11 protein-coding genes and 2 pseudogenes are annotated in these 9,509 nt (G+C 63.6%); 4 read left to right on the forward strand and 9 right to left on the reverse strand.

What is annotated here, in order from left to right:
• From ACESNG_RS10470 to ACESNG_RS10480, 3 genes and pseudogenes are all read right to left on the reverse strand, one after another.
• Positions 1–528, reverse strand: a pseudogene (locus ACESNG_RS10470) (hypothetical protein); the annotation flags it as partial.
• A 194-nt stretch (positions 529–722) separates the two neighbouring features.
• Positions 723–1,535 carry a sterol desaturase family protein gene (locus ACESNG_RS10475; RefSeq protein WP_373068876.1) on the reverse strand — a complete coding sequence of 271 codons (813 nt, stop codon included), beginning with the start codon at positions 1,533–1,535 and terminating at the stop codon, positions 723–725.
• Between the two features lie 192 nt (positions 1,536–1,727).
• Entirely contained in the window at positions 1,728–2,168 is a 441-nt protein-coding gene (locus ACESNG_RS10480) for a Uma2 family endonuclease (protein ID WP_373068878.1), read from the reverse strand.
• 338 nt (positions 2,169–2,506) lie between these two features.
• Here ACESNG_RS10480 and ACESNG_RS10485 point away from each other — a divergent pair, with 338 nt between their 5' ends.
• Genes ACESNG_RS10485 through ACESNG_RS10500 form a run of 4 tightly spaced genes read left to right on the forward strand, consistent with a single transcriptional unit; the run spans position 2,507 to position 7,257 of the window.
• The gene (locus ACESNG_RS10485) at positions 2,507–3,322 is read left to right on the forward strand and encodes a hypothetical protein (RefSeq protein WP_373059821.1); all 816 of its coding nucleotides are present in this window, start codon (positions 2,507–2,509) and stop codon (positions 3,320–3,322) included.
• Positions 3,323–3,357: 35 nt separating this feature from the next.
• Complete coding sequence (locus tag ACESNG_RS10490) at positions 3,358–4,776, forward strand: cytochrome c (RefSeq protein WP_373059823.1); 1,419 nt, start codon at positions 3,358–3,360, stop codon at positions 4,774–4,776.
• Between the two features lie 55 nt (positions 4,777–4,831).
• Positions 4,832–6,790: a pyrroloquinoline quinone-dependent dehydrogenase gene (locus ACESNG_RS10495; RefSeq protein WP_373068880.1), complete on the forward strand. Its 1,959-nt coding sequence runs from the start codon at positions 4,832–4,834 to the stop codon at positions 6,788–6,790.
• On the forward strand, positions 6,787–7,257 hold the full coding sequence (locus ACESNG_RS10500; protein ID WP_373059827.1) for a c-type cytochrome: 471 nt from the start codon (positions 6,787–6,789) through the stop codon (positions 7,255–7,257). The genes ACESNG_RS10495 and ACESNG_RS10500 overlap by 4 nt, the downstream gene beginning before the upstream one ends.
• Before the next feature lie 8 nt (positions 7,258–7,265).
• On the opposite strand, the gene ACESNG_RS10505 is transcribed toward ACESNG_RS10500, so the two are convergent.
• The 6 genes and pseudogenes from ACESNG_RS10505 to ACESNG_RS10530 all read right to left on the reverse strand — a co-directional run.
• Positions 7,266–7,976, reverse strand: a complete 711-nt coding sequence (locus tag ACESNG_RS10505; RefSeq protein WP_373059881.1) for a tetratricopeptide repeat protein — start codon at positions 7,974–7,976, stop codon at positions 7,266–7,268.
• Positions 7,919–8,221 (reverse strand): hypothetical protein, encoded by a 303-nt coding sequence (locus tag ACESNG_RS10510; protein WP_373059883.1) that lies wholly within the window; start codon positions 8,219–8,221, stop codon positions 7,919–7,921. Before ACESNG_RS10510 ends, ACESNG_RS10505 begins: the two co-directional genes overlap by 58 nt.
• A gap of 31 nt (positions 8,222–8,252) precedes the next feature.
• Positions 8,253–8,450: pseudogene (locus ACESNG_RS10515) on the reverse strand (protein kinase domain-containing protein); the annotation flags it as partial.
• A 6-nt stretch (positions 8,451–8,456) separates the two neighbouring features.
• A complete protein-coding gene (locus ACESNG_RS10520) occupies positions 8,457–8,684 on the reverse strand; it encodes a hypothetical protein (protein WP_373068882.1) in 228 nt (75 codons plus the stop codon).
• A 32-nt stretch (positions 8,685–8,716) separates the two neighbouring features.
• On the reverse strand, positions 8,717–9,154 hold the full coding sequence (locus ACESNG_RS10525; RefSeq protein WP_373068884.1) for a DUF1801 domain-containing protein: 438 nt from the start codon (positions 9,152–9,154) through the stop codon (positions 8,717–8,719).
• 154 nt (positions 9,155–9,308) lie between these two features.
• Positions 9,309–9,509 (reverse strand): hypothetical protein (locus tag ACESNG_RS10530; RefSeq protein ID WP_373068886.1); only part of this gene is annotated, 201 nt, incomplete at its 5' end.

Below are 9,509 nucleotides of genomic sequence, written 5' to 3' on the forward strand. Positions count from 1 at the left end.
CACGCGTTCACGTATGCCGCCGTCGCCAAGGTTGACCACCGACGCCGTGCCGCGGAAGATTCCTTGGCGCGGCACGGCGAGGGCTGCGCCGAAGCCGAGCGAGCGGAGCGCCGTGCGGCGTGTGGAATCGTCCTTGAGGTTGGCCGTGGTGCTGAACCAGGCGCGAACCTGCGGATTCCAGTGCGTAGGGCCCACGTCGCCACCCAGCGCGGGCGCATCACCACCGAGATCGGCGGAGGCGTCGATGAAGCCGGGGTACACGGTGAGGCCCTTGAGGTCCCACACGCGTGCGCCGGCTGGTGGTGCCATCCCGGCGCCCACAGCGGCGATAAGGCCGTTCCTGACGACGATCGTGGCGTTGTTGAGGACTTGACCTGGGGCCGTGACCACGCGCGCGCCCACGAGGGCATGGAAGCCCGTGCCGTTGTCGCGCAGACCGGCAACCGGCTCCGTGCGGGAAGACTGCTGGGCCTCGAGCGATCCGGCGGCGAGCGCCGCAAGGCCGAGGAGAACACGAAACGCTCTCACGAAGGACTCCCGGGGACGGCCGCGTGGTGGGCTGTCGGTGGTGATTGGAAGGGGCAGGGGCCAGCGTGGCCCGAGGGATGCGAAGAGCAACGCAGGCGGACCCTTGTATGTTGGGGCCGGGGCGGGCTGGGGGCAAATGATCCGCTTTAGGGCGGTGTGACCCGCAGCGGGCGCGGCGAGGGTATCGGCGAGGGTTACGGCCTGGGCCGAAAGGGCATGGTGAGCAGCGCGGGGATCGACTCGTGCTCGCGCGGATCCAGGTGCGTGTCGATGCCGTACACGAGCTCGCGCCGGTCGATCGTGCGGAAGGTCCCGAAGAGTCGGTCCCAGATCGAGAAGATGTTGCCGAAGTTGGAGTCGGTGTGCGGCAGCGCGTAATGGTGATGCACCTTGTGCATGTCGGGCGACACGATCACCCACGACAGCGCGCGATCGAGTGCGGCGGGGAGGCGAATATTGGCGTGGTTGAATTGGCTCAGCACCACGCTCAGGGCCTGATAAAGGAACACCATCCAGAGCGGCGCGCCGGTGACGACCACGGCCAATGCTGTGAAGGTGAAGCGGACAACGCTCTCACCCGGGTGGTGACGGTTGGCGGTGGTGGTATCCACATGAGTGTCGCTGTGATGCACGAGGTGGAGCTTCCACAACGGCCTCACATGGTGCGACACGACATGCGCGAGCCAGGCCGATACCAGGTCGAGCAGCAGGAGCCCCACGATGGCGCCCAGCCAGAGTGGTCGAGGAGGTAACCAGTACAGCACGCCGAAGTCGTGGGCGACGGCCCACTCGGACGCGCGCAGCAGCAGGAACGCCAGCCCGAAGTTGACCACGATGGTGGTAACGGTGAAGAAGACGTTCACCAGCGCGTGCGCGCCCTTGCGGTACGTCGTGCCGAACAACGGCGTTACGCTTTCCCAAGCCCAAAAGCACGCGATGCCGCCCGCAAGAATCAGGGCGCGATGCGCGGACGGGATGGTGGCGAAATAGTCGGTGAACGATTGCATCAACGGAATATTGCAGGCCGCCGGGCCATTCGGCGAGCCCGACAAACAGCGGCTGGTGGACTACGGCCCGAACAGTTCGGCGTCGGTGACGACGAGTGAGGGCAGGGCGGGATCAGGTGTCCACGGAAACGTGTCGCGCAGCGTTTCCGGAAATTCCGAGGCGGCTGTCCACCGCTCGATCGTTCTCGATGCTTAGTCGATGGTCCACACCTCTGCGACGCCATAGGCAAGATACGCTGGCCGCTTGCGATGCCGATCGCGTTTGCGCGTGGACGGACTCAGCACCTCGACCACGAGTACCGGCGGCGGCATTTCCTGCAACCGGCGTTCGGGAAACTCCGGGGCGGGGTACACCGCGTTGTCCGGCTCGAACCAATTGGTCTCGTTCACGTACACACCACCCGGCCTCAGCATCTTCCAGCCGGTATGCGCGCGACACCATGGCGCGATCAGCAGACAGAGCCGCCTCGCGACCCCCTGATGTCCCACTGACGGCAGCGGCGTCACGAGCAGCTCGCCGTACAGGATCTCGTAGCGGTTCCCGTCGTCGGGCAACTGCTCCAGATCGGCAACGGTCCAGAGGGAACGCTCCGGGAAGCGCGTCGACAGCGGTCGCGAATGCGGCATGGCCATACGGTCGGCTCGGCGAGGGGGTTTGCGCAAAGGGCGAACATTCGCCGAGACACTGAGTCAACGCGCGTTGTAGCCGTTCAGCCGTCCGCCATTGCAGAACGGAAGAACTGGTGTTTGGGTCGCCTGCCGCCGCGTCGAAGAAAACCCATTACCCACTACCCACGACCCATCACCCCAAGCCTCCAGCCCACAGCCACCAGCAACTCGGCCGTGGGCTGCGGGCATGAGGTATGGAGTCATGGGTCATGGGTACTGGGTCACCTGCTCACCGTCCTTGCGGTCTACCCGAAGCAGTCCGTAATTAGGGCAGAATTCTCCCACCTCGGAGGCGGCAAATTTTGCGTCCTGCTCCTACCTCGCTGCGTCTCGCAACGTTCGTCCTCGCCATCGTGCTTCTCGCTCCCACCGCGTCGTCGCAGTCTTCCCTCGCGCCGCAAAGCCCGAGTGGCCAGTCGGTGACACCGGTCTTCGAGGGCTGGTACCGCAATGCCGATGGCACCTACAGTATTTCTTTTGGCTATCTCAATCGCAACGGCGCCGAGCAGATGCAGGTGCCCATCGGCGACGGCAACTTCATCGCGCCCGGTCTGCCAAATCAGGGGCAGCCCACGGCGTTCGCGCCTCGTCGACAGTGGGGCGTGTTCGCGGTGGTGGTGCCCGCCGACTTCGGCAACAAGTCCGTCGTGTGGACGCTGAAAGACCGCGGGCAGACCTTCGCGATCCCCGGAAGTCTCAAGCCGGATTGGGAGATCGATGCGGTTCAAGGGGAAGCGAGTGCGGACAACACGCCGCCGATGCTCCGTTTCTCGTCGACCGGTGCGGAGGGTCGCGGACCACTCGGGGTGACCGTCGGTCCATTGCGGGCGACCGTGGGCAAGCCCGTGGAGCTCACCGTGGAGGTCGTTGACGATGGGAAAACGAAAGCCCCGGTGGACCTCACATGGTTCGCGCACCAGGGGCCAGGCGATGTGGTGTTCGGCACCGTCACCAATCGGCTCACGCCCACGGGCGGGACCGGTCGCACCACCGCTACGTTCGCACAAGCGGGGGAGTACGTGATCCGCGTGCGCGCCAACGATTCCAACGTGATGACCGCCGGACACGCGCAGTGCTGCTGGACCAACAGTTTCGTGAAGGTGGCGGTGACCCCATGACGTCCAATCGCGTTCTCTCGATGAGGTATTTTCTGATGCCCAACCGTCGCGCTGCCCGCCTCATGCCGCTCGCCGCGGTGCTGTGCGTTTTGGCGGGGCGTAACGCAGCCGCTCAGGCGCAGGACCCGTTCGCCAGCGTTCGCAGCCCCGTACCAGCGTCCGTTGGAGCGCGCGGTACTGCCGTCGCAACACGCAGCGCGCGCGCGATGACATTCACCAAAGACGTCGCGCCGATTCTGCAACAGAAATGCCAGACGTGTCATCAGCCCGGGTCGATCGCGCCGATGTCACTGCTCACCTACGAAGACGCGAAAAAATATTCTCGACGCATCCGCAGCAAAGTCGCCGATCGACTCATGCCGCCGTGGCACATCGATCGCACCATCGGCATCCAAGAATTCAAGAACGATGGTGGCCTGAGCGACGAGCAGATCGCCACGATCGTGAACTGGGTGGACGGGGGCACGCCAATGGGCGACCCGCAGCACATGCCACCCGCCATCACTTTTCCCGATCCCAATCGCTGGCAGTTGGCCGACTCACTTGGCGCCCCCGATCTGATCGTGCGCTCGAAACCGTATACCCTCGCGGCGAAAACGCAGGACAAGTGGTTTCGACCGGTGGTGCCTACGGGACTCACCGAGCCGCGCTGGGTGCGCGCGATCGAAGTGAAGCCGGTGCGCGGAAACGATCGCAAGATCGTGCACCATGTGTTGGCGTATCTGCTACAACCCGAGCAGGGCGTCACGGGGTTGGCGAGCACCGCGCATGATCATCAGTCCAATGCCGGGCTGTTCATGGAATGGGCGGTCGGCAAAACCGGACAGATGTTTCCCGAAGACGCGGGCAAGTTGATGTTGCCGGGATCGCAGATCCGATGGGAAGTGCACATGCATGCCATCGGCGAAGAGATCCAGAATAGTCAGGTCGAGATGGCGGTCTATTTCTATCCCAAAGGCTTCGTACCGTCGCATCGCACGGTACTGCGGATGTTCGACCTGTCGCGCGACCGCGAGCTGGATATCCCGCCCAACGAAAAGACGATCACACAGAACTTCTACGTGTTGCAAGCGCCCGCGCGCCTGGAAAACTTCCAGCCGCATATGCACATGCGCGGCAAAGCGATGTCGCTGGAAGCGATCTACCCCGACGGACGGAAAGAAGTGCTCAGCGCGGTCAACAACTTCCAGTGGAACTGGCACATCAACTACGTGTACGCCGCCAACTCCGCGCCGCTGCTGCCGAAAGGAACGACGCTGGCCTTCACCGCGTGGCATGACAACACGGCGGCCAACCCCACCAACCCTGACCCTGCGCAGTGGGTGGGCTGGGGCGATCGCACGGTCGATGAGATGGCGCACAACTGGATCGATGTGACGTATCTCGAGCAAGACGAATTCGACAAACTCGTGGCGGCGCGCAAAGCCAAAGCCGCCAAGAAGCCCATTCCCTGACGCGATGACCTTGATCAGCTCCTTTCTCCGTGGCGCACCGTTCGCATGGTGCGCCATGTCGTTGGCTTCTGTCGGCGCAGCACAGTCAGCGCCACGTCCGTTCACCACCGCCGAGGGCGAGTGGCCCAGTCACACCGGTGACACACGCGGCACACGATACTCGCCGCTCGACCAGATCTCGGCGGCGAATTTCAACTCACTCGAAGTGGCGTGGCGTTTCAAGACCGATTCGCTCGGCCCGCGTCCGGAGTTCAAGCTCGAGGGCACGCCGTTGATGGTGAACGGTGTGCTGTATGCCACGGGTGGAACAAGCCGAGCCGTGGTGGCGCTCGATGCCGCCACCGGTGCCAAGTTGTGGACGCACATCGAAAACGAAGGCGCACGCGGGGCGGCGGCGGCGCGACCGTTGTCGGGTCGTGGCCTGTCGTATTGGAGCGACGGCCGGAGCGCACGGATTCTGTACGTGACGCCTGGCTACCGCATGGTGGCGCTGGATGTCAAAACGGGCGAACGCATCGCCAGCTTCGGTGATAGCGGTGTTGTGGATCTCAAGACGGACTTCGATCAGTCGATCCTGCCCGATCTCATCACCGGTGAAGCCGGCTTTCAGGGTGCGCCAGTCGTCGCGCGCAATGTGATCGTGATCGGTGCGGCGTTCCGCGAGGGTGGAACGCCCAAGTCGATGCGCAACAACAAGGGCTACATCCGCGGCTACGACGCGCGCACGGGCAAGCGCCTGTGGATCTTTCACACGATTCCGCAAAAGGGTGAGGCCGGCTACGACACGTGGCTCGCGAACTCCGCCGAGACGGCGGGCAACACCGGTGTGTGGACGCAGCTCACGATCGACGAAACACTCGGACTCGTGTATCTGCCCGTCGAATCACCGACCGGCGACTACTACGGCGGACATCGCCCGGGCGACAACCTGTACGGTGAGAGTCTGGTCTGTCTCGATCTGCAGACTGGTGTGAAGAAGTGGCACTTCCAGCTGGTGCATCACCCGATCTGGGACTTCGACCTCGCCTCGGCGCCGATTCTGGCCGACATCACGGTGGGCGGCAAAGCGATCAAGAGTGTGGCTGTGCCCACGAAGCAGGGACTCCTGTACGTGTTCGACCGCGTAACCGGAAAACCGGTATGGCCGATCAATGAGATCGCGGTGGAACAGGGCAACGTGCCCGGTGAGTGGTACTCGCCCACGCAACCCATGCCCACGAAACCCAAAGCGTTCGCGCGCAACGGTGTGTCGCTTGACGATCTCATTAATTACACGCCAGCGCTCAAGGATGCAGGTGTGGCCGTCGCGTCCCGTTTCAAGTTGGGACCGATCTTCACGCCGCCCATTGTGAGTAGCGCGATGGGCTTGCTGGGGACGCTCTCGCAGGGACCGACCAACGGTGGCGCAAACTGGGGCGGCGGATCGTACGACCCGGCTACGCAAATCCTGTACGTCTCCGCGTCGAACTACTCGCCATCGGTGCTCGGCCTCACGCCGCCCGCGGCTGGTGTATCGGATATGGACTTCGTACGCGGCCTCGCGCCGCAGCCCGCCGGAGCCCCGCGTGTGGGTGGATTATCGGTGCAGGGGCTGCCGCTGTTCAAGCCACCGTACGGCACGATCACTGCCATCAACCTGAAAACGGGTGAGTTCGCGTGGCAAGTGCCGCACGGCGAGACGCCTGACGCGGTGCGCAATCATGAGGCACTCAAAGGGCTCACGATTGATCGCACGGGACAACCCGGCTACGTCGGCACGCTCGTTACGAAAACGTTGGTCATCGCGGGCGACCCTGAAGTGACCACACTGCCTACGCGACCGCGCAGTGCGATGCTACGCGCGTACGACAAAGCCACGGGCCAGGAGGTCGGCGCGGTACAGATGCCGGCGCAGCAGAGCGGATCACCGATGACGTACACGCTCAAGGGACGACAGTACATCGTGGTCGCCGTGAGTGGCGGCGCGTATTCCGGCGAGTACATCGCGTACCGCCTGCCGGCGGCGGCCAAGTGAGCTCGCGCATCCGTGGCGCCGTGCTGGCAACGATCATGTTGTTGCCGGCGATGGCGATGATGCGTAGTCCGGCGGTGGGAGCCGAATCCTCTGTTGCAGATGCGCGCCGTCGCGAGCGCACGACCTGGGATAGCGTGTTCAGTGCAGCGCAAGCCGAGCGTGGGCAAGCCACGTATGCCCGGACCTGTCAGCGGTGCCATACCGCTACGCTGGCTGGCGCGGACGAGTCGCCTGCGCTCGCCGGCGGCGCCTTCCTGAGCAATTGGAGCGGTCAATCGTTGCACGTGTTGCACGATCGCATTTTGTCATCGATGCCGAGCGATACGCCCGGCGTTTACACGCGCGCCGAGATGGCCGACGTGATTGCGTACGTGCTGAGCTTCAACGGATTCCCGGCGGGAGCCAGCGACCTGCCGTCGTCGAGCGATTCGCTGAAGGCGATCTTGCTGACGACGGTGAAGCCGTAGCGTGATCGCTACGCGGCGCGAAGAGCTACATTGCTGGTCATCGTGTACGCCGTATTGTACACACGTCCATCACCGACGCACCGCCACACGATCGAACCGCGTGTATCCCGCACGCGTCGCCATGGCCCGAAACGTCGCACTCGCGCGAAGACGCGAGCCGAGAAAAGAGAACACCGCCCCCGAGCGGCGCGCATCAGGGGTGCGGTGTCGGCGCGACTCCCGCTCGACGTTCGCATGGCGTCGATGGCCGCATCGATCTTGCCAAGGGCCAGTTCATGCCCCACGAAAGTCGTCCACGCGTACCATGCCTCGGGTGACTGAGCGAGCACTTGGTCGTACAGTGGCGTTGCCTCGGCGAATCGATCCGCGCCGTCGTACGCGATGGCCAGCGACAACGTGATGACGTGCGACAGAGGATCCAGCCGATGGGCGATTTCCATTTTGGCGATGGCTTCCGACCAGCGGTTTCGATTGCCGAGATGATAGCTGTACCACTGATGACCCGTCGCGCACTTTGGACTCAACGCGATCCCCTGCTCGTACGCTCTTAGCGCATCGTCCGCTCGATCGCGATATTCCAGGATTTCGCCGAGTGAGGAGGACGTTTCACCCAGCTTGGGCGCGAGCGCGAGCGCACGCCGAGCCGATGCCTCGGCCAGCGTCAGGATGGAGTCCGGATTGATGCCGGGAACATTGCACTCCGCCGGGATGGACAGCACGTACGCATCGGCCAGACCTGACCACCCTGCGCGTACATCGAGTCGAGTGCGACGGCCTTCTTGAAGGCTGCGGTCGCCGCGATCATCCCGTCGGTGGTGCGTCGATTCCAGTGATAGCGCCCCAGCAGATACGCGTCGTACGCTGCGGCATTGCGTGTACCACCAACGGTACCACCCGAATCCAGCACCGTGGTCAGCTTGAGTTGCAATGCCGACACCGCCGAGCGCGCGACTTCGTCCTGCACCGCAAAGATGTCGGCCGCGTCTCGGTCGAAGCGCTGTGACCATAGCGTAAAGCCATCCGATAGCCGAATGAGTTTCGCCGTAATGCGCGAGGCCGAAGTCCATTACCATCGCGCGCCCATCGTACAGCAGAATGTTCTCGGGCTTGATGTCGCGATGAACCACGCCCTTTCGATGCGCGTAGTCCAACGCATCGGCCACCTCGCGTGTGAGGCGCACGGCTTCGTCCACACCGAACTACGTTTCGCGATTGAGCTTGTCGCGAATCGTTTCGCCCTCGATGTAGGGCGTCACGTAGAACAGGAAGCCGTCGGGAGTGCTACTGTCGAACAGTGGCAAAATGTGCGGATGCTGCAGCGCCGCCGTGGTCTTGATCTCCACGATGAAGCGCTCGGCGCCGAGTTCGCGCTCGAGGCGGTAGCGGTCGGCGAGGGCGGCCGAGAGTCGTTCCCGTGGGGAATTCACCCCGCTAAAGTGGCCTCAGGGTGCGGTTGTCGCTACGCCTCCTTTCCTTTGGCCGTACGCGCGCACAGCTGCTGCAGCGCCTTCAGGTTCACGTCCGTCAATTTCTTGATGTGCAGACAGCCGCCTTCCTGCTTGGCCTTGCCAAGGGTGGCGGCCAAATCCTCTTCGTCCATCACCGTTTTGGAGAGGTAGAGCGTGACGTCGTTCTTGCGGGCCGCGAAGGCGAGCACCGGCCAGTCACCGGTCTTGCCGTTGGCGTACTCCATCTTGTAGGTGTCAAAGCCTACAATGGCCGTACCCCAGATCACGGCCGGCTTCTTCGTCACTTTCGTCATGATCTCGGCGATCGCAGCGCAATCGGCACGTCGCGCCGGATCGTCAATGCGCGAAAGGTACGACGTGAGTGACTCGGTGGTGGGTTGTGTCTTCGGTTCCGCCATACGGACCTCGATGCGAGACGTGATGATCACGTTGCGACACCAGCGCGACTACGCCTTGATGAGCGAATGAGCAACAGCGCCACGATGTGTTGATGCTGCAGCGCCGCCGTGGTCTTGCTCTCCACGATGAAGCGCTCGGCGCGGATCCCTGCGGATCGGGCTCTGACCTGTGCTCGGATGCAGTTTATGGTTTCCTCCCGTTGTCGCGTGCCTTCAGTTCCTCGAACCAGTTCTCGACCACGACCAGCTTGTCCGGCGCACCGCCGCCCACTGCGCGGATCATGAGGAACCGCCGGTCGTCCGAGGCGACGGCGTACTGGCGATGGAAGAAGTCGGCGGCGAATCCGGTGGCAGAAAAGAGCACGGTCGAGCGATGCAGCGCAAA

Origin of the sequence: Gemmatimonas sp. (assembly GCF_041689975.1) — a bacterium.
Lineage (GTDB): Bacteria > Gemmatimonadota > Gemmatimonadetes > Gemmatimonadales > Gemmatimonadaceae > Gemmatimonas.

Excerpts from the sequence above, each read along its gene's own strand:
- ACESNG_RS10475 (WP_373068876.1), bottom strand. The coding sequence starts at position 1,535 with ATGCAATCGTTCACCGACTATTTCGCCACCATCCCGTCCGCGCATCGC.
- ACESNG_RS10480 (WP_373068878.1), bottom strand. The coding sequence starts at position 2,168 with ATGGCCATGCCGCATTCGCGACCGCTGTCGACGCGCTTCCCGGAGCGT.
- ACESNG_RS10490 (WP_373059823.1), top strand. The coding sequence starts at position 3,358 with ATGCCCAACCGTCGCGCTGCCCGCCTCATGCCGCTCGCCGCGGTGCTG.
- ACESNG_RS10495 (WP_373068880.1), top strand. The coding sequence starts at position 4,832 with ATGTCGTTGGCTTCTGTCGGCGCAGCACAGTCAGCGCCACGTCCGTTC.